The 23,912-nt window shown below is 57.7% G+C and carries 16 protein-coding genes; 1 reads left to right on the forward strand and 15 read right to left on the reverse strand.

The features are described 5' to 3' along the window. Window positions 1-12: 12 nt before the first annotated feature. From Q0887_RS07405 to Q0887_RS07475, 15 genes are all read right to left on the reverse strand, one after another. Entirely contained in the window at window positions 13-522 is a 510-nt protein-coding gene (locus Q0887_RS07405) for a sarcosine oxidase subunit gamma family protein (RefSeq protein ID WP_299193621.1), read from the reverse strand. Then, complete coding sequence (locus Q0887_RS07410) at window positions 515-3,472, reverse strand: sarcosine oxidase subunit alpha family protein (protein WP_299193623.1); 2,958 nt, start codon at window positions 3,470-3,472, stop codon at window positions 515-517. Before Q0887_RS07410 ends, Q0887_RS07405 begins: the two co-directional genes overlap by 8 nt. Further along, a complete protein-coding gene (locus Q0887_RS07415) occupies window positions 3,472-3,732 on the reverse strand; it encodes a sarcosine oxidase subunit delta (protein WP_299193625.1) in 261 nt (86 codons plus the stop codon). Before Q0887_RS07415 ends, Q0887_RS07410 begins: the two co-directional genes overlap by 1 nt. Further along, entirely contained in the window at window positions 3,732-4,991 is a 1,260-nt protein-coding gene (locus Q0887_RS07420; protein ID WP_299193627.1) for a sarcosine oxidase subunit beta family protein, read from the reverse strand. The genes Q0887_RS07415 and Q0887_RS07420 overlap by 1 nt, the downstream gene beginning before the upstream one ends. 97 nt (window positions 4,992-5,088) lie before the next feature. Further along, entirely contained in the window at window positions 5,089-5,892 is an 804-nt protein-coding gene (locus Q0887_RS07425; protein WP_299193628.1) for a DUF3726 domain-containing protein, read from the reverse strand. Beyond that, window positions 5,859-7,568, reverse strand: coding sequence for a hypothetical protein (locus Q0887_RS07430; RefSeq protein ID WP_299193630.1), 1,710 nt, complete (start codon window positions 7,566-7,568; stop codon window positions 5,859-5,861). Before Q0887_RS07430 ends, Q0887_RS07425 begins: the two co-directional genes overlap by 34 nt. Window positions 7,569-7,589: 21 nt before the next feature. Then, entirely contained in the window at window positions 7,590-8,594 is a 1,005-nt protein-coding gene (locus tag Q0887_RS07435) for a membrane dipeptidase (RefSeq protein ID WP_299193631.1), read from the reverse strand. Between the two features lie 13 nt (window positions 8,595-8,607). After that, window positions 8,608-10,047 carry an aldehyde dehydrogenase family protein gene (locus Q0887_RS07440; RefSeq protein WP_299193633.1) on the reverse strand — a complete coding sequence of 480 codons (1,440 nt, stop codon included), beginning with the start codon at window positions 10,045-10,047 and terminating at the stop codon, window positions 8,608-8,610. 191 nt (window positions 10,048-10,238) lie between these two features. After that, the gene (locus Q0887_RS07445) at window positions 10,239-11,183 is read right to left on the reverse strand and encodes a LysR family transcriptional regulator (protein WP_299193635.1); all 945 of its coding nucleotides are present in this window, start codon (window positions 11,181-11,183) and stop codon (window positions 10,239-10,241) included. A gap of 54 nt (window positions 11,184-11,237) precedes the next feature. Continuing rightward, window positions 11,238-12,239 carry an Ldh family oxidoreductase gene (locus Q0887_RS07450; RefSeq protein WP_299193637.1) on the reverse strand — a complete coding sequence of 334 codons (1,002 nt, stop codon included), beginning with the start codon at window positions 12,237-12,239 and terminating at the stop codon, window positions 11,238-11,240. A 37-nt stretch (window positions 12,240-12,276) separates the two neighbouring features. Then, complete coding sequence (locus Q0887_RS07455; protein WP_363317647.1) at window positions 12,277-14,334, reverse strand: sulfotransferase; 2,058 nt, start codon at window positions 14,332-14,334, stop codon at window positions 12,277-12,279. Window positions 14,335-14,363: 29 nt separating this feature from the next. Next, entirely contained in the window at window positions 14,364-17,000 is a 2,637-nt protein-coding gene (locus Q0887_RS07460; protein WP_299193639.1) for a TonB-dependent receptor, read from the reverse strand. A 368-nt stretch (window positions 17,001-17,368) separates the two neighbouring features. Next, complete coding sequence (locus tag Q0887_RS07465) at window positions 17,369-18,961, reverse strand: BCCT family transporter (RefSeq protein WP_299193641.1); 1,593 nt, start codon at window positions 18,959-18,961, stop codon at window positions 17,369-17,371. Window positions 18,962-19,021: 60 nt separating this feature from the next. Then, window positions 19,022-20,722 carry a formate--tetrahydrofolate ligase gene (locus Q0887_RS07470; RefSeq protein WP_299193643.1) on the reverse strand — a complete coding sequence of 567 codons (1,701 nt, stop codon included), beginning with the start codon at window positions 20,720-20,722 and terminating at the stop codon, window positions 19,022-19,024. Window positions 20,723-20,927: 205 nt separating this feature from the next. Further along, complete coding sequence (locus tag Q0887_RS07475; protein WP_299193645.1) at window positions 20,928-21,899, reverse strand: LysR family transcriptional regulator; 972 nt, start codon at window positions 21,897-21,899, stop codon at window positions 20,928-20,930. Between the two features lie 243 nt (window positions 21,900-22,142). Here Q0887_RS07475 and Q0887_RS07480 point away from each other — a divergent pair, with 243 nt between their 5' ends. Further along, the gene (locus Q0887_RS07480; protein ID WP_299193647.1) at window positions 22,143-23,834 is read left to right on the forward strand and encodes a BCCT family transporter; all 1,692 of its coding nucleotides are present in this window, start codon (window positions 22,143-22,145) and stop codon (window positions 23,832-23,834) included. The last annotated feature ends 78 nt before the right edge of the window (window positions 23,835-23,912 follow it).

Below are 23,912 nucleotides of genomic sequence, written 5' to 3' on the forward strand. Positions count from 1 at the left end.
TTATGCGCTTAATCAGGAAAACTCCATCGCTGCATCTTGCAACCAATGATGAAACGAAACGCCAAAGCTTTTGTAAACGAGCAGGTCGAAGCTCGATGCTTCTCGCCGCAGGGCAATCACGCCAATATCGTGAATTGAAGACTGGAATAGCGAGCCAACCGGAAAAGCGCTCTCGTCAAGGTCGATGGCTACGCCTTTCATCAAAAGCCGCGCTGCTTGCTTGCCGCTCAACCGGAATGCCTCGCGGCTGTGGTCTAGCTGCACCAGCGAGATAAGTCCGGCATCACAGCTCTGCGCGACTTTGAGGAAGATCTGGCTATTTTCGGCGAGCACCAGATAGCGCCCCGGACTGAGACAAGCCGCGATCTTCCCTTCGTCCTCGGTAAACCGGTTCGGCTGCCGCGGAACCGCGAGTCCGAGATCGGTCTCTAGCTGCACCGCAGCCTCAACCGCGCTCTCCCGCCACATGTTTGCTGCGAATGTACTTCGATAAGAAACTGGCTCAATCAAGATCTCAACCATGAGCCCGCTCTCCTTGAGGATCGAAGAAAATCGGATCGACCAGTCTCACTGCGTTGGCTTCGTCCCGCATCGGGAAAAGGGCACACATTTCACCACCGATCCGCGCTCTGCCACCGGAGATGAGCGCGAGCGCGATGAACTCATCGAGCGCAGGGCTGAATGTGGTCGAGGTGACATGGCCCAGTGGGAGTTTCGGTTGCACCGGGTCGACTAGCTGCGCACCCGCCAACAGAGGTTTTCGATCGGTTGAAATCAGACCGACCAATTGCAGCCGATCGTCCTCCAGCAATCCTTCGCGGTCTAGCAGGACTGATCCGACATAGGCTTTGTTGCGCGAGGCCATCTTGCCTAGACCAATGTCGTCTAGCGTGGTGCGCCCGTCGAGTTCGGGCCCGCTGATGTGCCCCTTCTCGATGCGGAGTGTGCCAAGTGCCTCGGTGCCGTAGGGCGTGATCGAAAACTCTTCGCCCGCCGCCATGATCGCTTCCCAGACGCGAGTTCCATCACGGCTGCCGCAATAGACTTCATAGGCAAGCTCACCCGAGAAGGAGAGGCGCGCGACCATTACGTTACTGTCGCCGATCTTGCCCTCACCTACGGCCATCGACGGGAAAGCATCGTTCTCGATATCAAGATCGGTCAAGACCTTTTGCAGCGTGCGACGCGAATTGGGTCCCGCGACGGCCATGGCCGCCCATTGATCGCTTACCGAGGTGACGTGGACCTTCAATTCAGGCCACTCCACCGCCAGCAGTCGCTCCATTTCGACCAGCACACCTGCGGCGCGCGCTGTGGTGGTGGTGGTTAGGAAATGGTTTTCCGCCAACCGCCAGGTGGTCCCATCATCGTAGAGGATTCCGTCTTCGCGCAGCATCGCGCCGTAGCGCGCCTTACCCACCGGCACTTTGAGAAAGGGATTAGCATAGAGCCGATTGAGGAATTCAGCCGCATCGGGGCCTTGCACGTCAATTTTCCCGAGCGTCGTTACATCAACGATCCCGACACTTTCGCGCACCGCGCGCGCTTCACGCACATAGGCATCGAACAGGGTTTCGTCGGCATGGGTCCGATAGACGCGTGGTCGCACCCAAGTGCCCGCATCGATCATTTCCGCCCCGTGCGCGACATGCCAGTCGTGCATGGGAGTGCGCCTGAGAGGCTTGAAATCTTGACCCACTTCGCGCCCGGCCAACGCACCCAACGCGACAGGTGTATATGGCGGGCGAAAACGCGTTGTACCCACCTGCTCGGGAGCAAGTCCCTGCAGTCCGGCCATCAACGCGATTGCATTGACGTTGGAGGTCTTACCCTGATCCGCCGCCATGCCGAGCGTGGTGTAGCGCTTGACATGCTCGATCGAGCGAAAGCCTTCGCGGTGAGCGAGTTCGATATCCTTGGCCGTCACGTCGTGTTGCAAGTCGACAAAGCTTTTGCCGGGAGTCGTTATGCAGGCCGGAGCGCCGAGATTGGCCTGCGCGATGCCTCCTGCGACACGCGGAGCTTTGCCTTGGTCCGATCCACCTGCCGCGCTTCCGGCCGCGTGACCAGATGCTATCGCCGCAGCGAGGTCCATGGCTCCGTTTGCCGCGCCCGCAGCGATCCAGTCCTGCAGCGGCTCGCCCGGGAGGAAGCCGTCGATCGTTGCGTCATAAACGGGGGGCGCGCCTGCCTGACTGCACAGATTGACCATCGGAGTAAAACCGCCCGAAACAAGCAAGGCGTCGCAATCAAGGCGTTGGGACTGACCTTCTTGAACAGCACCTTGAGCAAAGGGAGCGATTTCGACCGATTTCAACGCCTGAAACCCGCGCGCACGGTAAATTGCGTGCCCGGCGATAACGCGAATGCCGAGCTGCTCTATGCTCTCCGCCAGCGCTGCAGGTGGATCGGACCTCATATCGACCAGCGCGGTTACATTGACGCCTAGCCCAGTGAGCGCCCGCGCGGCGTCGTAGATGCTGTCATTATTGCCGGTGATGACAATTTTGCGTCCGACCGCAACGCCGTATCGATGGGCGTATTTAAGGCCTGCCTGAGCAAGCATCACGCCTGGTTTGTCGTTACCAGCAAACACCAGAGGTCGTTCGACACTGCCAGTCGCTATGACCACCTTGCCAGCGTAGATCTTCAAGTGGCGCAGGCGTGGTTGCCCGGCTGCGGGCGCGTCCAGATGATCTGCCACACGCTCGACGCCGCCCAGCACATTGCCGTCGAAATAGCCGTAAACCGTAGTGCGCGGCATGACAGTAAGATTGCTGCGCCCGTCCAAAGCCGATGAGGCCCATTCAAGCGGGGCCAGCCCGTCAATAGTCCCTTCATCTTCGGGCAAGGAACCGCCGACTGCCGCATTCTCGTCCACCAGCAGGACCTTGCTTCCAGACGATGCCGCGGCACGCGCCGCTGCGATCCCTGCGGCGCCGCCTCCGATAACAAGCACATCGGCGAACAGGTTTGCCCGCTCGTAGCGGTCAGGATCGACCTCCGATCCCGCAGCGCCCATTCCTGCCGCGCGCCGGATAAAACGCTCGCAGAAGTGCCAGAAACGCTGACCGGTGCCCATAAAGGTCTTGTAGTAAAAGCCCGCAACGAACAGCGGCGATGCCAACTGGTTTACCGCCATCAGGTCAAAGCGCGGGGAAGGCCAGGCATTCTGGCTCCGCGCTTCCAATCCTACATAGAGTTCGGTTACGGGCGCTTTTGCGTTGGGCTCGGTCCGGCCGCCGCTGCCCAATGTGACCAGCGCATTGGGCTCTTCATGCCCCGCGCTGAATACGCCCCGCGGACGGTGATACTTGAAGGATCGGGCGACGACAGTTCGGCCATTTGCAAGGAGTGCCGATGCGAGCGTATCACCGGCGAGCCCCTGAAGCTCCTTGTTGTCAAAGGAGAACCGCAAGGGCGCGTCGCGGTCGATTCCGGTCCCGCCGGAAGGAAGTCGATAGCCGGCCATCAGCTCCACTCCCCTTCGAGAGCGACCGACTGTATCTGGTGCGAGAGCGTGTCGCGCTCAACCCGCAGGATCGCGCGGCAACCGGCATTGTGCTGCCAATATTCGAAATGCGCACCGCGAGGATTGGAGCGCTGGAACACAAACTCATTCCAATGCGCCATATCAGTTTCGCCGTGTTCCGGCCGCTTGACGCTGGCATCGCCGAGATAGCCGAATTCGCCGTGATCGCGCAGGCCGCAATGAGGACATTCGATCCGCATCAGTGGAGCCTCGGATGCGGGCCCATGCCCTTTTCGTCCAGCGCTCTTCCGGCCGCAAAACGATCGAGTGCGAACGCCTGATTGAGTTCATGCGGGCGATCCTGCGCGATGGTGTGAGCAAAGCACCAGCCAGCAGCCGGGGTCGCCTTAAAGCCTCCGTAACACCAGCCAGCATTGAGATACATTCCGGGCAGCGGGCCGACATCAATGATCGGACTGCCATCCATCGACATGTCCATGATCCCGCCCCAATTGCGCAGCAACCGCAGGCGCGAGAGGTTGGGCAAGAGCGTCACCGCAGCAGCAGCGACATGCTCGAATACCGGCAGATTTCCACGGCTGGCATAGCTGTTATAGCCATCGATATCGCCGCCAAAGACCAACCCGCCCTTGTCCGATTGCGAGATATAGAGATGGCCTGCACCGAAAGTGACAACGGTGTCGATTAGCGGCTTAAGCGGCTCGGAAACGAAGGCCTGGAGGACATGCGATTCAATCGGGAGACGCTCGATCCCTGCCCGCCGCATCACTTCCGATGTGCTACCCGCAACCGAAACCCCGACTTTTGGAGCGCGGATTTCACCTTGGTTGGTTTCGACCCCGACGACGCGATCACCTTGGCGGATAAACCCGGTCACTTCGCAATTCTGGATTATGTCGACCCCCAGCGCATCGGCTGCACGGGCATAGCCCCACGCAACCGCATCGTGCCGGGCGGTGCCGCCACGCGGCTGGCACAACCCGCCTAGGATCGGAAAGCGGGTATTCGTGCTGATGTCGATCGAGGGGATGCGGCGCTTGATCTGCTGCGGCGTTAGCAGCTCCGCGTCGATCCCCTCCATCCGCATCGCATTGCCGCGCCTCGCAAAGGCATCAATCTGCGCCGGGCTATGCGCGAGGTTGATCACTCCGCGCTGCGAAAACATCACATTGTAATTGAGATCGAGCGACAGCCCTTCCCACAGTTTCATCGCATGCTCGTAAAACCGGCTGTTACCGGGCAGCAGGTAGTTCGAACGGATAATCGTAGTGTTGCGGCCAACATTCCCACCGCCGAGCCAGCCCTTCTCCAGCACGGCGACATTGCTGATGCCGTGAAGCTTGGCGAGGTAGTAGGCGGCGGCAAGACCATGCCCTCCGCCGCCGACGATGATTACGTCATACGAAGACTTTGGCTGCGGCGCACGCCATGCCCGCTCCCAATTGCGGTGCCCTGTGGCTGCATTCTTGAGCAGGGAGAGGATAGAGTAGTGCTGCATCGGTCTGTGAGACTACGCAGAGCGCGGGCGATAAGATAGCTGATGAGGTCTTCTAACCCGCTTCATTAGCGCGCCTAATCCGGCCCGCAGAAAAGCGCTATTCGCCCGCCCCACGCCGCGATTCTTCAGTCGCTTCGACGAGCACACGATCAGCAATAGCGGCGAGCGCGGAAAGGTCGCCAACCGGGATGCCACTATCGAGACTCCGTTTGTAGTTCGCTGCCAATTGGTCAGAAGCAATCGTTGGCTCAGGCCAATGGGGATCGAATGCATGCATTGCGCTGCGCAAAGCTGGTTCGCTGGAAGCGCAAATGAGGCTCATCGAAACTGCGTCGGCGCATCCAGACGAACCGCTACATCCGCTCAACGCAGGGAGGCGTGACGCGGCGGTTATATGCGCGCTCCAGCTTGTGCCATCTTGCGGATTCCGGACCCGGGCGGCGGCAAAGCAACCCGCCAGCGCCATGCGGTGAAGCTGCGGGAGAACTGCCTGCCCTTCGCGCAGATCGGCAATCTCGATCCGGCAGCTCCCCTGTTCGGCGCTTTGCACGATCAGCATATCCGTCAACAGATCGCCGAAGCACAGGAGGCTCCCACCGCCAGCATCCAGATCGATCGCCCCACCACCTACCGAAAATGCGCCTGGTAGATGGCTTTCGACATTCTGCTCCTCAAGATCGAGCCGTGTCAGACAAGCACGCAGCATATCGAGCCCGCCTAGCCCATGGCATTCGAGCCAGACAATTTGCTCGGCAACGGCTTCATAATCGCATCTTTTGCCTAGCAGGGCTTCGAAAACACGGCGCAAGAATGCAAGCAACTCATTGCGTGACAAGGCTGGACCTCTGCTCACATCCGCTTCCGGCATCAGGCGAACTGCGGTTTCACCGGGAAGTACCATTCATCGCAATCCGAAGCACTCAGTTCTGCAGGCAATGGTGCCCCCTGAAACATCGTGTTGCGCACCCACAACCGTGAACGCGGATCGAACTTCCCGACGCCGAAAAATGACAATTTGCAGCGAAGCAGATGTATCGGGAGCACGTCTGCATCGAGCAGGTTCGCACGGATTTCCCCGTAATGCGTTTGCGCCATAGTTTGGATACGCCGCAGAATTCGCCGGTGCTGCGGGTGAGCCATAGCGAAACCAGCCACGGTCTCATGGTCTTCGGGCAAGACGCACTTGACCAAATCCTGATGACATTGCTGCACGGCGTAGGCGATGCCGAGCAGCATCTCACGGTCCTCTCCCGGTTCTTGCCCACGCAATCCGAGCCGCGGTTCCATCTTTTCTTCGGATCGGTACCAGAAGGTCGCGCGCGCCTTTTCCTGCGTGAAATCATAGGCCAGTGCCCAGTCGTAGCGATTCTCGATCACGCGGCGCAATTCAGCGAGCGGCATTTCGGGAATGAGGCGATATTCCTCTTCCTCGCATAGCAGATCTTCCAGTTCGTCGATCAATTCGGGTTGCACTTCCATCATGATCGAGCAGGCAAGTTCGCGAGCTTCGGTACCGACCGTATCCTGTGCAAGGTCCATGATCTCCTGCCACGAACCCGGCGGCGTGCCGTCATCGATCTGCGAGAGCAGAGACGTCAATTCTTGCCGCGTGCGATCATTGATAGCATTCTGCTCGAGATTGTCGGTCGCAATCTCCCTAAGATGCTGGATTGCTTGTCTGGCGATGGCGCGGAAACGATCGAACCGATGCTGGTCGAATACGCCGTCGCGGAGGACCAGAGCGAGCGCCGTTTCGCGCGCTTCGACCCAGCGGCTTATCAGCAGGGGATGGTTTATAAGGTACGGCGCCATGCCCAGGCCCGTTGCATTACCAATGCCGATGTAGCGCTTAAGCGCGGGATCGAGCGAGGCGTGGTTGCCACCGGTCCGATGGTGCGCAATATGTTCGACTTGGTCGAGGCTGAACTGCCGGATCATGTAGCAAACCAGCATTTCTGCCATGAAAGGTCGGCAGAAATCAGCGTATTCGGATCGGACCCTTCGCCAGTCGGCTAGGCCGAACTTGCCGCTGCCGTAAACCGCCGTGGTGCGATAGAGATATCCAACCTTTGCCAGAAAATCGACTGAAGGCTGGTTGCCCTCGCATAGGCAATCGACAACATAATCGAAATTGCGCACGCTCTTGTTGGCGCGCGACAGCACCAGACAAGTTGAATCAATTCGGCCGTTTTCCTGCAAAGGCACATTGGCGCGCAGCCGTTCCAGCCGCTCGGCATCGACTTTGCCTTCGCACAACGTCACGGTCATGTCCCAGTCTTCTGCAATCACCCGGTCGCTGCGATTTTCCGGCTCGAGATGCTTGGCAAAAGCGACGAAGCTGAACAGTTTGTTTGGGGTGCAAATCTCGTAGACGACATGCCCGTGGCCACGCTCATCCAACGTATGATCAGAGCGTGCAATCTTCCATTTCTCACGGCTGATCTTACGAACAAGCGAGCGCATGAAGCTGAGCCTATAGGGATGCAGCTTGCCCAACCGCTCGAGATCCATAACAACATTCGCAGGCCGCAGGTCCAAGTCGTTGTCGGACTCAATGATACGGCGATTGTCGAGCATCAGATCATATCCGGTCGCGGCTCAGGCGCCTGCACCGGAAGCCGGTGCAAATGCATCACGGAAGAATTCGAGCCAGTTACCCCCCATCACCTTGCGCACTTCGTCTTCCGAAAAACCAGTATCGCGCAGGCCATGCGCAAGGTTCATAAAGTCGCGGCTGTCGCGGAACCAGTCCGGTTGGCGCGGCCAGTCAGCATTTGCAGCGCTGCCTTCGCCGTAATCAGGCTTGAAGGTCCATTTGCCGCTGCGCATCCATTCCAACGTTTCGTAACCCCAGTTCTGGCAGAGATCCGAACCAATACCGACTCGATCAATGCCCATCAGATTGGCCGCATCGTACACCATCTGGCAAAATTCCTCGCGCTTGCAATCCGGCCCGTTGTGCAAGTGGAAGGGATACAGGCTGACACCCAGCATACCGCCCGATTCCGAAAGCGCTTTGAGCACATCCTCCGACTTGTTGCGCAAAGCCGCATGGAAACTGGAGGGGTTGGCGTGGGTGATTGCGATTGGGCGCTGCGAGAGCTCGATCGCCTGCAAGGTCGATTTCTCTGCGCTGTGGGACATGTCGATCAGCATGCCGACACGGTTCATCTCCTTGATAACCTCGCGCCCGAAACGGGTGATGCCAGCGTCATCATCCTCGTAGCAGCCCGTCGCAAGCAGGCTTTGATTGTTATAGCTGAGCTGCATGATCCGCACGCCCATGTCGTGCAGCCGCGCGACATTGTGCAAATCATCTTCCACCGGCGAGCAATTCTGAAAGCCGAGGATAATCCCAATCCTGCCCGCTTCGCGTGCCGCCTCGATGTCACTTGCCTTTTTCACCGGCATGACCAAGTCGCCGCACTCTGAAAAATGGCGTTCCCATTGCGCGATATTGGCTTCGGCTTCGGCGAAGTTTTCCCAGTAGGTAATCGTTACGTGGATAGCATCGAGACCGCCCTCGCGGGCCTGCTCGAACAATTCCCTGTTCCAGTTCACATACTGAAGGGCATCGATGATCAGCAGATCGTCCTTGGTCATTTCTGCGCTACCCCTATCCGCCGATGTAAGTGGTCTTGACAATCGTGTAGAAGTCCTTGGCGTATGTGCCCTGCTCGCGCGGGCCATAGCTCGAGGCTTTCCGGCCACCGAAGGGAACGTGGTAGTCGGTCCCAGCGGTCGGGAGGTTGACCATCACGCAGCCCGATTGCGAGTGCCGTTTGAAGTGGCGCACCCGGTTCAGCGAGTTGGTCATGATGCCTGATGTAAGCCCGAAATCGGTGTCATTGGACACCGCCAGCGCTTCATCATAATCCGCAACCTTGATGATGCTCGTGATCGGCCCGAATATCTCTTCGCGATTGATCCGCATCGCGTTGCTGGTGCCGGTGAAGATGGCAGGCCGCATGAAGTTGCCTTTGGTGGCCAGCTTCAGAAGATCGCCGCCAGTTGCCAGCTCGGCCCCTTCGTTTTTGCCGAGTTCCAGATAGTCGAGATTCTGCTGCAATTGACGCTCTGTCACGACTGGGCCAATTTGTGTCGCCTCATCGAGCGCATGCCCGACGACGAGCGCATCAGCCGCCGCAATCATCCGCTCGACGAATTCGTCATGCACGCCTTGTTCAACTACCAATCGCGACGAGGCCGTGCACTTTTGCCCTGTGCCAAAGAATGCTCCACCAATCGCGCATTGGACAGCGAGGTCCATATCCGCATCATTGAGGACCACGAGCGCATTCTTGCTGCCCATCTCGAGCTGGATGCGCGCCATGTTCTGGATCGCATTCTGGGCGATCTGCCTGCCAACTCCGACCGATCCGGTAAACGTGATGGCGTCGATGTCAGGCGCACCGGCTAGAGCATTGCCAATATCGCGCCCCTTGCCGATGACCATGTTGAACACACCTGCAGGAACTCCACTGCGGTGAATGATATCAGCAAGGATCGCCGCGCTTGCGGGAACCGTTTCCGAAGGCTTGAGGACGACGCAATTGCCGAAGGCCAAGGCGGGGGCAATCTTCCAGGCTGCAACCGCAACGGGGAAATTCCACGGCGTTATCACGCCAACCACACCAACCGGCTCGCGCGTCACTTCGACATCGACACCGGGACGCACAGACGCTGCCTGCTCGCCGATCTGGCGCAGGCATTCAGCCGCATAATACTGGAAGAACTGGCCCGAACGAAACGCCTCGCCTTTGCCTTCAGCGATCGTCTTGCCTTCTTCGCGCGCGATGACATGTCCGATCTCTTCGCAGCGCGCGATTAGCTCGTCACCGATGAAATCAAGTGCCGCCTTGCGCTGCTCCAGTCCAGTCGCCACCCAGACCGGAACAGCACGTCGCGCCGCTGCAATCGCCTGCTCGACATCGTCAACGCTGGCAGCCGAGTAGTGGCCAATAATGTCCGAATGATCGGATGGATTGATGTTCGCGACTAGATCGCCCCCGTCAGCCCAATTGCCGTCGATGAGGTTTCTGTAGGTTTCCGTCACAATCAATCTCCCGGGCCAATCAAAAATCGAGAGCCCGTTTGCGTTCTCACCAGTCGTTTGGCGAGAGGCAAGTTAGATAACTGTATCCAATGATAAAATTACGATATTTATTATAAATCACTTTATAATCAATGGATTGATTACCTTGCATAATCGCCATCAACGGAATTCTGCGATTTCATAAGCAAAATTTATCCGCTGTGAGAAGCCCCGACGTGAAGCGAGACCAGATCCTTGAAATCGGTGTCGGTATACCGGACCCTCACGTTTTTCAGCCGCAGTTGCTCGACAATCGCTGGAATCGTCTGAAGGATTGTCTCGATCATCGCCTCGCCGGCTGGTGAGAGCGACCAACCTTTCTTGGTGATGAGGAAGATTGAGCGCGTATCCTCGGGGTCAACCAAAGGACGCGACACCAGCTCAGGATCGGCGTTCTGTGCCGCCAGCGAAGGCAGGACAGTAACCCCGAAATTCGCCTTAAGCATGGCGAAGAGCAGGGTCGTGGTCGAAAACTCATACTGCGTCTTACCGATCAGATCTTGCGCCTTGGTCAAGTTATGCAGGCCGGAATCCAAGAACCGGTGGCCTTCCAATTCTGTCCAAGCAATCGGCCCCTTCTCCTGCGCCAACGGATGGTCGCGGTGGCAGATCAGCTCGATCCTGTCCTCCAGCAGCAAGCGATAGTCGAGATCCGTGCGCCCGCGAGGCCGTCCGCCGATCCCGAAGTCGACCTCGTTGCGGGCCAACCGCTGCTCGATACCCTTGGAATTGTCGTCGATCATGTGAACCGAGATTCCAGGGAACTCTTCAGAGAACTGGCGGCACACCTCGGGCAGGAGACGGGTCGCAACCGAAGGAAGCACTGCAAGGCTGACATGCCCGCTTCGCCGCTCGGACGTTGCATTGAGGTCCGACAACGCCGCATCAAAGTCGCGGATGAGTCGCGCGGCAACCGGCATGAAATGCTCGCCTTCGGTCGTCAGCAACACCTTGCGCGTGGTGCGTTCGAGCAGCTTGACCCCAACAGCTTCCTCAAGCTGGCTGATGGCCAGTGAGACGGCGGGTTGAGTTCTCAGGAGCTCGCGCGCGGCCAGCTTGAAACTCTCGAGCTGACCGACTGCCACGAATGCACGCAAGTGCCGCAGGGTGATACCGAACTGCTTGATGGCGCGTCTCTCTAATGCTGCTCGCTAGAGCTGGAGGATCTTGTCATATACCGATTGCGGCAGCGAAATCCCATCGCGCAGATTGCGCTCCCGATTTGTCCGCCTGCGGTCACCGGGAAGACGCACGCCTTCCTGCTCAGTGATTTTTTCGAACAATGTCTCGCTATGATCGAGCCAGCCTTCACGATCGCCAAACATGCCGGGGTCCATCGCAAGGATGAACTCGCCGCCTTGGGGCGGTCCGCCGTCATTGTTATCGCGCTTGGCCGCCTCAAAGCTGAAACTCTCTCCGATCAACCCGCCTGCAAGCAATTCGACCATCATCGCAAGCGAAGAGCCCTTGTGTCCGCCGAACGCGAGCAGTGAACCTTCGAGGATGGCGTTCGGATCAGTGGTCGGATTACCATCTGCGTCGACGCCTACCCCTTCAGCCATCTGGTGCCCTTCGCGCGCCGCCAACATAACTTCGCCGCGCGCGACTACCGATGTGGCTTGGTCGAATACGACAGGCTCGCCGGACTTGCGCGGCCAGCCAAAGGCGATCGGGTTGGTCCCGTACAGCGCTTTCTTGCCGCCCGCCGGTATCACCGCAGGTTTATAGGATGTGCAGGCGAGCGCACACAGGCCTGCCTCGGCCAGAGGCTCGATCTCTGCCCAAAGTGCCGCGAAGTGATAGATGTCGACCAACGCTAGCGCCGCGATCCCGTTTTTTCTTGCGCAATCGATCAGGGGTTGCCGCCCCGCCAACAGCGCCATCGGGGCAAAGCCGCCGTCGCCATCGACGCGCACAACCGCAGGCGCGATCTGCTCAACCTTTGGCCTCGCTTTGCCGTTGACCTTGCCTGACTTGAGAGTGGCGACATAACCGGCCATCCGCATCAGACCATGTGAGTGGCACCCGTCCCGTTCTGCATCAGTGATCACCCGTGCCACAGCACCTGCATTCTCATCGTCGCAGCCATGCCGCGTAAGCGTCTCGGCAGCGAGGCTATGAACCTCATCCAATGTCAGCTGAACTGTGCTCAATTCCTTATCTCCCCGTGTGTTACCTGTGAGGTGGCCCTCACCGATATTGCTCGCGCGTCGGCCCTAGCGCCTCTTTTAGCGGATCAAGCCATGGCTCAAAGTTGCGCCATTGATCGACCGCCGACTTGTTAATGGGCTGTCGCACTTGTTCCGAACTTGCGGTTCGAACGGCGCGTTTCGTCTTGTGAAATTCAACGCAGGCCTGTTCAAACGGCACGCCGACATAATCGAGAATTCTTGCGACCTGCCCTTCGAGGTCGTCCAGAACATCCTCGTGCTGGACGCGCAGAATCCGACCGGGCAGGACTTCTTCCCAATGCTCCATGAGGCCAACGTAATCGCGGTAATAGCTGCCGACTTCATGAAGCCCGTAAGTGAACTCCTGACCTTCGGCGAAGAGCTGCTTGAAGCCCGAGAAGCAGCACGCCATCGGCTCTCGCCGAGCATCGATGATCTTGGCATTGGGCAATATCAGATGGATCAGCCCTATATGCCGGAAATTGTTGGGCATCTTGTCTACAAAGTAGGCCGCACCCTGACGGTGGATGGCAGTACTGTCGATGTAGTCCTGTCCCATATCCGACAGTTGCTTAGCGGTTAGCTCGCGCAGAACCCTTGGATATTCCGATTTCCCGCTCTCGAGCTTGCGCCCCCTCAGCTGGTGGGAAAGGGTCAGGATGTTCGGCAGTTCGAGCGTTCCGTCGATCTGCGAATGTGACGCCAATATCTGCTCGATCAATGTCGATCCAGCACGAGGCAGCCCAACCACAAAGATCGGATCTTTGGCCGCACAGCCTGCTCCGGCATGCTTGGCAAACAGATCACGGTCACAATGCTCGATCTGGGCATCAAATTCCGCCGTCATCACCTTCGCCTCATAGCGAGACTGGGTGCGCTTGAGCCCGTTTCCTTCCTCGTAGAATTTGAACGATTTTTCATACTCGCCGCGATCTTCATGAGCCTTGCCCAAGGCAAAGCAGACATGGACCTGATTGAGGTAGGTCAACCGGTCATGCTCTAGCTGCTCGTGCATCTGCTTAAGCTCGGCATCGCTGAATCTGTAGGTTTTGAGATTGGCCAGCCCATAATAGGCATCGCCAAACCCAGGGTCGACGGCAAAGGCACTTTGGTAAGATTTGATCGCATCATCGTGCCGGCCAACCGTTTTGAGCGCATGGCCGCGCGACGTTAGAGTTGAAGGATCATCGGGCAGCTTCTCCAAGACCTTATCGAACAGATCGAATGCCTGCTCGTAGTCACCCGTCTGCATCGCTTCTATAGCGTAGAGCGATTGAAAAACCGGGCTGGACGGATCGGTGTCATAGAGGTGCTTCGCTTGCTCGAGCGCCGCCTTGAACTTTTGCCGTTTGCGCAGGACCTGCACATAATCGATCCGCACCTGTATATTTGCCGGTTCAAACTCCAGCGCGCTTTCAAGCAGGAACTCGGCATCTTCCATGACGCCCAACCGAACGCCAATTTCGGCCAGCAGCCGCATCCCTTCGACATGGGTCTTATTGACGATCAGGAAGTTGCGACAAAGGCTTTCTGCCTTCAGGATCTTGCCTTCATGCATAAGGTGGGTGACCGCCACCAGCTCCTTGGGCAGCGAATTCAGACGGTCCGCCTGCGCCTTCGCAGCAGCCGAAGCCTCAAGATTGCCTTGTGAAGCCAGGATTTTCGCCTGCGAGTTCCAGCTGGCGTGAAGCGCCGGATTGCTTTGGCAGGCACGGCGATAGGCCTCCAAAGCGCGATCCATCTGACCGGAATCGCGAAAGACATGACCTTCTTCCTGAAGAGCACGGCCGAAGTCAGGAACAATTTGTTTCAGCTGCTGAACAAGCTCCAAGGCTTGATCATGTTGCTTGAGATACCGATGACAAACAGCGGTCAGATATAGGGCTTCGATGTCTGGCGACGTGGGGTCAAGTTGATCTGAAAGGCGATCTATGGCTCCCTCAAAATCACCCTGATACATTAGCCTCTGAGCGTCTGCGATCTTGCTATCGCCACTTTTCGCGTTCTCAGCCATATCCTGACTTGAATTCCGATCCCGATGAAATGAAAGGGGCCGGCCGATACCGGCCAGCCCCAATCAGTAAATGAGTTTCACAGCTTTACAATTTAATAGCGGAAGCTGACGCGCGCGCCCGCTGTGAGTGGCCGTGAAATCACAATGCGTGAGCGGTCGTTGATGAAGTTACCGCTGATGGGTGCGCTCGCATTGGTGAGGTTGTCACCAAAGATTTCGAACGACCAGCTATCGTTGGTGATCCCCAGCGACAGATTTACCGTTGACCAATCGGGCAATGTGATCCGGTTGATCTGGATGATGTCGGTTTCCTGCGACGCAGAATAGGTGAACTGCGGCTGGATGTGAGCCACCCACGTGTCGGAAAGATCCCATTCGTAACGCACCAGCAGATTACCCTGGAAACTCGGCGCAAACGCCAGCTCCGAACCCAGGACCACATCATTGGTAGGCGTCAGAACCTCGGTAATCTCCGTGTCCAGAATGGAGAATGCCGCCGTGACGGTCAGACCGTCCAGAGCATAAGGCGCAACGGTGAGGTCTGCCTCGATCCCCAAAATTTCGGCATTCGCCGCATTATCGGAGAAGAAGAGGTTGGTGATATTCGGATCGAAGATGGTTGTCTGCAGATTCTGAATATCAACGAAGAACGCATTGCCGTTGAACCGGACCTGGTTGTCGGCCAAGTTCATCTTCCAACCGATTTCGTAATTGGTGACTTCGTCGGTGTCGATCGCAAACGGCACCGTGAAGGTTCCAGCGCCATTCGAAGCACCACCCGGGCGGTTCAAGAGACCCGGACGGAAGCCTTCTGAATAGGTTGCATAGAACAGCAGATCTTCTGTCGGCGTCCAGTTGGCTGTACCCTTAAAGATAAAGCCATCGGTCGATGCCGTGTCAGGCGCACGCAACGAGTTGAAGACCTGAGTGGCCTGCCTCTCGCTAAGCCCAGCCGCCTGGATGTCAGCCACGCTCTGATCAAGTGTGAATGTCTGCCTCAGGGCAGCGTTACAACTACCGATGAAGGTGAAGCTACCGTCACCATCGAACAGGTCGCTGATGTTGGTACCGAAAGCATTCTGATCGGTACCGCCAGCATTACAGAACGAGCCGTTCGCGCTACCTTCGAAATCAACTTCGACGTCATAATAGCGTGCACCGAAGGTGAGAGAGAACTGCTCGCTCAGATCGGCCGTTACTTCGCCAAAGATGCCATACTGTTTGTCAGTGCGGCGGATATCGTTGCGGAAGATCGTCTCGGCTGGGAACGGTCCCGGATCGGAGTTGTAAACGCCGGGCTGCGGGAAGTTGTCCGGGAAGCCCCCAAACGGGTTAGCCAGGACATTGCCAAGATATTGGAAATCGACGCGTTCTTCGAGTTCGAGATCGCTGTAGAAGCCGCCGGCAGTAGCGCGGAGCCAGTAATCATCCGGCGTGTTGAAGCGCAGTTCCTGTGTGAAAACGCGGGTCTGTGACACGGCATCGGTTTGCGACGTCGGCGCCTGGCACGTTCCCGAAGGAGCAGCTGCACCCGGATAGGTCACCGACCCATCGCAGATATAATACGGATGGTACTGACCGACGAACAGATACTCGGTGTAATCAGCAACCTGATCGGAATCGCGATCCGTGTAGGCACCGGTATAGACTACATCGAGACCGGCAATTCGCCCTTCAACCGTCCAGCTGGTGTTGTGGAACCTGTCTTCCAGATTTTCAGGCACGAAGCGCTGGATGTCATCGCTGCCGAGTGTTGGGTCGACCGAGAACACGCCGTCGGTGTCCAGCTCTTGCCGCGCATGCGCGACGGTAATCGACCAATCCGGATTGATTTCATACCGGGCCGATGCACGGAAGCCGATATATTGTGAATCGTTGATGTTGTCTTCGACCAGGGCCGCGTTGTCTGCCAGGATGAAGTTGACCGCCGAAAGGTCAGCCCCTGCCTGGAAACCAGCACGTGCCGCGCTGACAGGCACACCATTCTCACGAACGGTACCCGCTGGACGGAAACGGGCGCTGTCGGCCACACTCCGGGTGCCGGGCACATTGTCGATGTAGCCGCCCTGGTTGTCGATATAGCCGACCACGCGAACAGCAAAACTGTCGCCGATCGGCAGGTTGAACATTGCCTCAAAATTCTGGCTGGATTCACCCCCGTCTGTGAAAGCGATCCCTGCTTTGACCTTCGCCTGGAATTCACCGATCACCGGCTTGTTGGTAATCAGACGAACGGTACCGGCCTGCGAACTAGCGCCGAACAACGTACCCTGCGGGCCTGAAAGCACTTCGACGCGCTCAAGGTCAGCTGCGTAGACGTCAAGGTTACGGCCCGGCTGCGAGACAGGCTGCTCATCGAGATAGAGCGCCACGTTTGGAGCAAGACCAGCGACACCCGCGATCGAGTTTGCCGGAGTCGTCGAGGCAAGCCCGCGGATGTAGATGGTGCTTTGGCCTGGGCCGCCGCCGCCAGCGGAAACGCCCGGCAATTGCACGAGATAGTCGTCAAACGTTGAGACGCCGAGCTGATCAAGCGCTTCACTGCCGATCGCTTGAACGGCGATCGCAACGTCTTGCAGATCTTCGGTTCGCTTTGTCGCAGTAACGACAATCTCTTGAATGCCGCCCTGACGGGCTTCACCCTGCTGGACATCGCCTGAACCGGCATCCTGTGCCTGTACGGCCTGCGCCCCTCCGACTGCGAGCGCACAAAGTGCGGCCCCCTGCATTAAACTCCGCTTCGACATCAACTATCTCCCTCAAGCACGACCTTATTTATTCCACCGCTCGTTTGCGGCTCACATAGCATTGGACGCCATCAGACTTCTTGATCGCCCTCCAACCAATCCATTTACAAGTCAGATAAACAAACGAATTAATAATGAAATGGTATCAATCTGACTCGCTAACATAAAGCTCAATTATTTCTGTTGTTTAATGATATTTTCCGCCGGTGTATTTTTAACACAGCCGAAGCGTCAATTTCAGCCTATCTCCAAAAATAAGCAATATTGATATATTGCATCACCCCACCGTTAGGTCGATCGATTGACTGCGTTATGCGCTCGCCATTCCGGCCGTAACCGACACCCGATCATTAGAGCTGAGCCACCTCACGATCCTGAAACAACGTCTTGCCCAAAGCCACCATCATCAGCACCATTACGAATGAAAATGGCAGCGCGCCCACCGTCATCACGGTATTGATTGCATCCAGCCCACCAACGCTGAGGAGCACTCCGATCACCGCGGTTATCAGCAAGCCCCAACCAGCAATATGTGCTCCGCTTCGCTCTCCGATCCGGCCGGCGGAAGAAATCGTGTGAATGACGAGAATGCCCGATTGGGCCGAAGTGACAAGGAACGTGACGAGGAGGACAACAACCGTCCCGCTCATTGCAATGAGCGCCCAATCACCGAGCATGACATCGAGTGTTGCGAATAGGCGAGCCGACAGATCCGCTTGAAGGATTGCACCGCCAGCCTGGCCGCTCGCTTCGAGCTCAAGCGCGGTACCGCCAATAAATGCGAACCAGCAGAAACAGACGAGTGTCGGGACCAGCATTGCTCCCAGCACATATTCGCGGATGGTCCGGCCGCGTGACACTCTTGCAAGGAACATCCCGACAAACGGAGCAAAAGCGATCCACCATGCCCAGTAGAATACTGTCCATGCGCCCTGCCATTCAGACAACGCCGCTCCGCTGTCGCTTCCATCATTGGGGAAATGCTGCGTCGCCATACTGACAAAACCGGTTAGGTAATCCCAAAGCGCTACAGCAAGCGCCTTTAGCTCAACCAGAGTGGGGCCAAAGACAAGGAAGAATGCGAGCAGAAAGATCGACAGTGCCATGTTTATATCAGCAAGCCATTTGATCCCTTTCTCGACTCCTGAGAATGCGGAAGCGGTTGAGATCGCCATCACGACAATGAGCAGCGCCAGCATCGCCGCGAGCGCAGGCTTGCCCGCTTCGGTGATGACCCATTGCCATTCGGTGATGTAGAACAGGCCTGATGAAAATTGCGCAACACCGTAGCCGATAGTGATCGTCACCCCGACAATCGTCGCCAATACCGCAACCACATCGACCACATGCCCGACCACGCCGGAAAGCGCCTTGCCGAAGAGCGGGAAGAGGGCAGAGCGCATGCTCAGCGGCAGCCCGCGATTGAAGCTGCAATAGGCGAGCGACAGACCGACCAGCGCGTAACACCCCCAAGCCGAAAAGCCCCAATGCAGAACCGACCACTTCAACGCCGGACGGACATTTTCGGCCGAATTGGCTTCGACCAGCCCATTGATCACATCGGGGTTGGATGAGAAATGGAAGATCGGCTCAGCTGTCGAGTAGGTCAGAACGCCCATCCCGATGCCCGCACCGAACATCATTGCAATCCACGAGAAGTTCGAGAATTCCGGCCGCTCATCAGGCTTGCCGAGCCGAAGCCTGCCGGTCGATGGCCAAAGTGCGGCCAACAGGCAGAACACCACAAATGCGAACATCACATAGAGGTACCACGCGCCGAAATTGGCGGTGACGAACTGGTTGACGCCCGCAAGCGCTGCCCCCGCACTTTCGGAGTAGATCGCCGCCCACGCTATCAGCGCGACGGCAATGCCTGCCGATGCAATGACTACAGCCGGATTGTATCCCTTGAGCGCCCCTTGCTCATTAATGCGGACGATCAATTGACCGGATGAATTTGCGATCGGCTTTCCCCCTTGGTTGCTTGCGCGATGTTGCGCTCGTCACGCCAACCCGACGATCTCGCCGCTGTCGTCTAGGCCAATTTCATAGGCCGCGGGTTTGCGCGGCAAGCCGGGCATGACCATGATGTCACCACAGACCGCCACGACAAATCCAGCCCCAGCTGAAAGTCGCACTTCGCGCACTTCGACGCTGTGACCGCTGGGCGCACCCTGCTTGGTTGGATCGGTCGAGAAGCTGTACTGCGTCTTGGCGATGCAGATTGGCAAGTGGCCGTAACCCAGCTCTTCAAACTCCTTGAGCGACCGGCTGACCGCGCCTGACAGCACGACATTTTCCGCGCGATAAATCTCGCGCGCAATCGTGCCGATCTTTTCTGCCAGCGGCGTTTCGTCAGAATAGAGCAGCTCAACGTTGGTCGAACCACTATCGAGCGCTGACTTGACCGCGGTTGCCAACTCACGAGCACCCTCGCCACCTTCAGCCCAGTGCTTCGAAACCGCGCAGGAAACCCCATTGTCGGCGCAGATCTGCTTGAGTGCGGCGACTTCTTCCTCGGTGTCTTTCACGAAGTGGTTGATCGCAACCACAGGAGTGACGCCGAATTTCTTGAGGTTCTCAATATGGCGCGCGATGTTTACCGAACCGCGCTTGAGCGCATCGACATCAGGGGTGCCGAGATCGTCTTTTTTGACCCCGCCCTGCATCTTGAGCGCGCGAACCGTGGCGACCAGCACCACCGCGTCTGGACGCAGGCCAGACTGACGGCACTTGATGTCGAGGAACTTTTCTGCCCCCAGATCGGCGCCGAAACCAGCCTCGGTCACAACCACATCGGCGAGCTTGAGCGCGCTCTTGGTCGCCATCACCGAGTTGCAGCCATGCGCGATATTGGCAAATGGCCCGCCATGAATGAAAGCCGGATTGTGCTCGATGGTCTGCACTAGATTTGGCGCAAGTGCGTCCTTCAGCAAAACTGCCATTGCTCCATCAGCACCGATATCGCGCGCAGTTACAGGCTTTTTGCCACGCGTACGCGCCACGATGATGTCGCCGAGGCGACGTTGGAGATCCTTGAGGTCGCTTGCAAGACACAGGATCGCCATGATCTCGGAAGCGACAGTGATGTCGAACCCGCTTTCGCGCGGAATGCCATGCGCCGGCCCGCCAAGACCGATGGTGATGTTGCGCAGCGCCCGGTCATTCATATCGACCACGCGGCGCCATGTGATCCGGCGCGGATCAATGTCGAGCTCATTGCCCCATTGCATGTGGTTGTCGATCAACGCAGCAAGCAAACTGTGCGCGGAGGTGATCGCATGGAAGTCGCCGTTGAAGTGGAGGTTGATGTCCTCCATCGGCACAACCTGCGCACGGCCGCCGCCAGCCGCCCCGCCCTTCATCCCGAAGCACGGGCCAAGCGAAGGCTCACGCAGGCAGACCATGGCGTTTACACCGATAACATTGAGACCATCGGTCAGCCCGACACTGGTTGTTGTCTTGCCTTCACCCGCCGGAGTGGGCGTGATGGCCGTGACCAGAACGAGCTTGCCATCAGCCTTGTCTTTCAGCGAGGCGATATGTTCGAGGCTGAGCTTCGCCTTGTGATGGCCGTATGGCACCAGAGCTTCAGGCTCGAGACCGAGCCTACGCTCCGCCAAAGGCAGGATCGGTTCCATCCGTGCGGCGCGGGCAATCTCGATATCGGGTGCGCCCGGGGGCGGCAAATTGTCTTGCGGCATAGAATTTTAGGGCAGTGCCCCTCCTCCATCGGACCGATCTTGCGGCCTCACGTTGTAATGGGACTTTTCTGGCCGAATTGGCGCGACGAACAAGCCGGAATGTCACCAGCAGCGCCATTCTAATCAACAGCATGACGGATCGTTATTCTATCCCACTCGGCAAGGCGTACCGGAGTCGTTCAATTCTCAGTCCAAGCGCCCGGCCTTATTGCTCGCCGACGCTCATCAGTTCCTCTAGCCACGGCAAGCGCCCGACTAGCGTGGGGATTACATCGTCCGCGAGGATGGCGCGGCATTCGTCCGTGACCATCTTGGTCGCGCTGCCAAGCATGCCCTCGCGCGCGACGAGCGACATGCGGCGATAGAAGCTGCCTCGGCTGATTGGCCGGACGATCAGGTCGTCAAACACGCCCGGTGTTTGAGCGAGGCACAGCGGAGTTGTGATGCCCCAGCCATCGCCCAAGGCAACCGCGCGAGAGTGTGCGGTGACCGAATCGAACTCGATCTCTCCCGGGAATTTGAGCTGGAGCCGGTTTAGCTGCGCCTCGGTCTTGCGGCCGACCGACGAACGTAGCGAGAAGCGGATGAACTTGCTCGCCGCCAGATGCGGCCCGAGCTCGGTCTCAAGCGGGAAGTTCTTGGGAAAGATCAGCACATAGGGTTCTGTAAAGATCGTATAGCGCTCAACCCCGATCATACCCGAAACATGACTTTCTTCGGTGATCATGATGTCCGCTGCATGCGAATTGAAGCGCGATAGCTGGTCGGGAAACAAGGCGTTCGAAACACGCCAAGATCGCGCCATGGACCCGGCCCGATGATAGAGGCGCGGTCCCAGAACATTGGCGAGGCTTTCAGGCATGGTGATCGACAGTTCGGCGAGCTGCGCCTTCTCTATCTCGGCAGCCTCGAGATAGGCCTGCTGCACATCGGCGAGTATCCTTTTGCCGCGTTCGAGCAGCGCGCGGCCCGCTCCCGTCAACACGATCGGGCGAACGCTGCGGTCGAACAATTGCCGTCCGACAGCTTCTTCCAGCGCCGCAATCGTCTGCGAAACACCTGACTGGGTCATGCCGAGCACCTCGGCACCGCGCGTCATTCCGCCCTGCTCGGCGGTTGTGACGAACACTTGGAGCGTTCGGAATTCGAAGCTCCCGAGGGATTTTGCGTACTTCATTCTGCGATTAGCCTTTCGGCCTCCGAACGACCCTGTCTACGTCTCTCCCGCTAATCTGGTTTCTTGCGATATTGCAGAGCGTCGTCTCGATAATTAGCATTACTATCTCTTATCATGAGGCACCTAAGCCAAGCAATGGTTTCACCCGACCCAAATGCCCATTACGCCTCCCTCGGCGCAAGATTCTGCTCCCGTCAGAAGGGGCAAGAGCCAAGAGACCAGTGAGGCTGAAGGGGAATTCGAGTGAGCGAGCCAGATCAAAACACAATCGAGCCGCCACTCGCCGAATTGCCTATCGCCGTATCGGAAGCCGGATTTTATTCGGGATTCAGCAAACACGTCACCATTCCATCAAAGATCATCGTATCGCTGCTGATCGTGTGGGCAATCGCCTTTCCGCTCAACGCGGGCAAGGTTTTGGGGATCGCCAACACAACACTGATCCAGATGTTTTCAGGCTGGTATGTCTGGCTTGTCGGCGGTTTTCTGGTGCTCAGCATAGTCTTGGCGGCGCTGCCTGCCTCGGGCCGACTCAAGCTCGGAAGAGAAGACGATGTGCCTGAATTTTCCCGCTTCTCATGGTTCGCCATGATGTTCGGAGCGGGGCTCGGCATCGGCATGCTCACCTATTCTACTGGAGAGCCGCTGGCACACCTGCAAAACAACCCTGTTATCATTGCTGGTAATGCGGCGCCGCTTACCGAAAGCGCGGTTCGATCCGCTTATCTCTATTCCTTCCTGCATTGGGGCTTTTCAGCCTGGGCGATTTACGCGCTCGCAGGGCTGTCGATCGGCTATGTCGCCTATCGCCGCGGACTTCCGCTTACGATCCGGTCAGGACTTGCTCCGCTGTTCGGACGCCATCTGACGGGATTGCCCGGGCATCTGGTGGACATAGTTGCGGTGGTGGCCACCATCCTCGGCATTTCGGTTACGCTCGGTTTGGGCGTCGAGCAATTCGTCCACGGCCTTCACCGGATCGGCCTAGGTGACTGGCTAATTTCCGAAGATCAGACCGCATCTACTGCAGCCATAGTCATCGCACTGCTGGTGATTGTCGGCGCTTCGACCCTCTCCGCATTGTCGGGAGTTGGCAGGGGCATCAAATGGCTATCCAATCTCAACCTGGTGCTATCACTGGTGCTCTTCACGGCCTTCATCATCGCCGGTTCGGCGCTGGTCGGCATCGGAATTTTTGGGCAGGGATTGATTGACTATCTTTTCGCCCTTCCCGCACTATCATTCGGCGGAGCCTCATCTGACGGCTCGGCGATCGGCGATGCAATCGCACAGTGGCAGCTCGACTGGACCGTGTTCTACTGGGCCTGGTGGATTGCGTTCGCGCCTTTTGTCGGCATGTTCATTGCACGCGTCTCAAAGGGGCGTACGGTGCGCGAATATGTCCTTGGCGTAGTGCTGGCACCCGCATTGATGTGCTTCGTCTGGCTAACACTGATCGGAGGCACAGCTGTCGACCTGGTGCTGAGCGGTGCTGGAGAAGGCAATATCATTGGCACGGTTATCTCTGACCAACTTTTTGCCACCATCGCTGCTCTGATGAGCTCGCCCCTTGCCTATATCTTCTCGATACTCGTTGTCGTCCTGTTGCTTACCTATGTTATCACTTCGGCAGACAGCGCTATCTTGGTCGTCAACACGATCAATTCCGGCGGTAATGACGGCGACCACGGACGGCGGCATATCATTTTCTGGGGCGTTGCAATCGCGTTGGTGGTCGGCAGTTTGCTTGTGGTCGGAGGGCTCGGCGCGATCCGGACTGCGATGATTATCGGAGCTTTGCCGTTCAGCCTCGTCAGTGCGCTACTCGCATTGGCGGTGGTCAAAGCGATATGGCGCGATACGATCCGCATGCGACATGGTGTCGATTGCACACCGCTGCCTGCTGACAGCCTCGGTGAAGACAACCCCGTCTAGGCAATCTTTGCGGCATACTATCAGCGGAATTGTTGTTGCCTATGACGCATTGAGGTGAGAACTCCTCGACCACCGTCT

Source organism: uncultured Erythrobacter sp. (genome assembly GCF_947492365.1).
Taxonomy (GTDB): domain Bacteria; phylum Pseudomonadota; class Alphaproteobacteria; order Sphingomonadales; family Sphingomonadaceae; genus Erythrobacter.